This is a genomic window from Weizmannia sp. CD-2023, from assembly GCF_036225245.1.
In the GTDB taxonomy this organism is placed as follows: Bacteria; Bacillota; Bacilli; order Bacillales; family Bacillaceae_C; genus Weizmannia; species Weizmannia faecalis.
The window spans coordinates 1-1,752 of sequence record NZ_JARTJQ010000033.1 but is presented as its reverse complement, the minus strand read 5'-3'; the positions used below and the strand labels follow the sequence as shown (position 1 = coordinate 1,752).

Annotated in this window: 1 protein-coding gene; it reads left to right on the top strand. The window is 49.8% G+C overall.

The window, feature by feature from the left end:
- The first annotated feature begins 401 nt into the window (after positions 1 to 401).
- Positions 402 to 1,625, top strand: a complete 1,224-nt coding sequence (locus P9687_RS04685) for an IS110 family transposase (RefSeq protein WP_013858393.1) — start codon at positions 402 to 404, stop codon at positions 1,623 to 1,625.
- Positions 1,626 to 1,752: the final 127 nt, after the last annotated feature.

Genomic DNA, 1,752 nt, shown 5'->3' with positions numbered 1-1,752 from the left:
CCTCGTATAATAAGTTTAAATCCAAAGTGGATGTCAATTTCCAGTTCATTCTGCTGCTCATTGACAAGTGAATATAAGATTTTGTATTCCGGGCTCGCCCGGAATACAAGTTCGGACTTGGACGCTTCGCGATGTTCCCGGATAATGGTCTTAGGATCGTTTGGGTCAATGCTTCCCCTCCTTGTAGCCTGACTACTCGAAAAGTCTGCATCCCCAGGTTCTTGCTTGAACGTCTAACCCGTAGGCCGTTCCTCCGGATCTCCGTGCTGGAAATGAGCAGTTCCAGGCAGCCCACGGCCCGGATGAGTTCTCATACGCGAGGCTGACAGATCGGCAAGCCATCTGGGGATATCCCGAAGCGTCCGATTCCATCGATCCCAATACAGAGAGGAGGAAATCATATGCCCTTATTTGTCGGTATTGACGTGAGCTCCAAAAACCTCGATGCCTGCCTGATGGATGGAATGGGGGAAACGTTGGCCACCCAAACGGTGACAAACAATCTTCCCGGTGCCTCTGAGTTAAGAGACGCCATCCTCCAACATGCGGAGGCGGATGACACCATCCAGATCGCCATGGAGGCCACATCTGTGTATAGTTGGCACCCGGCAATGTTTTTCCATGAAGATCCCGAGCTGAAACAGCGTCGTACAAAGGTGTTTACCCTGAATCCGAAGCTGGTGAGAAATTTCAAAAAGGCTTATGCCGAGATGGACAAGACCGATCCCAAAGATGCCTGGGTAATTGCGGACCGCTTGCGTTTCGGGAGATTGCCGAAATCCGTGATTCAGTCAGAACAATACCTTGCCCTTCAACGGTTAACACGGATGCGCTATCACCTGATTCAAAGTTTAACCCGGGAACAACAGGTATTTTTGAATCATCTGTTTTTCAAATTCAGTGCCTTTAACCTTGAAGTGGATACACCGGTCTTCGGCCATGCCATAACGGAATTTTTGCTTGAGGCCTATAGCCTCGATGAAATTGCCCAAATGCCTCTGGAGGACTTAGCGATGTATCTCCAGACCAAAGGCCATGGCCGCTTTAGCGATCCCGAGGATTTGGCCGCATCCATCCAAAAAGCTGCCCGGTCCTCTTACCGGCTTTCTAAATGTGTGGAGGATTCGATTGACTTGGTCCTGGGCAGTTCTATTGAGATCATCCGGCATCTTAAACGCCAAATCAAGGATTTGGATAAGGCGATTGCCCGCGTTCTTGATGGAATCCCGAATACCCTCCAGACCATTCCGGGAATAGGCCCGGTGAGCTGTGCTGGGATTCTCGCTGAAATCGGCGACATTGAGCGCTTTGACGACCAAGCCGCGATCGCAAAATTTGCTGGATTGTTCTGGCCCCGCCACCAATCGGGTGATTTTGAGGCTGATGACAAAATGCTTGCGCGTACAGGCAATCGTTATCTCCGGTATTACCTGGTTGAGGCTGCCAATCTGGTCCGGCGACACGAACCTGAGTACCGCGCCTTTTACCAAAAGAAATATCGTGAGGTGCATAAGCACTCACACAAACGCGCCCTCGTCTTAACGGCAAGAAAACTGGTGCGCCTGATCGATGCGCTGCTCCGCAACGATCAAATTTATGCGCCGAAAAAGAAGGTGACGCGATGAGGTAACCAGGTAACCATCATCGATAGCCTGAACTTGAAAACTTCCAGATTATTCCAATTATCTGGAGGCTTAGTTCAGTATTGCCATTTTTACGACATAGAGCCAACAAAATTTCCAAGTCACTGGT

What these genes read in the sequence shown, in the direction of transcription:
- P9687_RS04685 (WP_013858393.1), top strand. Translation starts at nt 402, where the DNA reads ATGCCCTTATTTGTCGGTATTGACGTGAGCTCCAAAAACCTCGATGCC.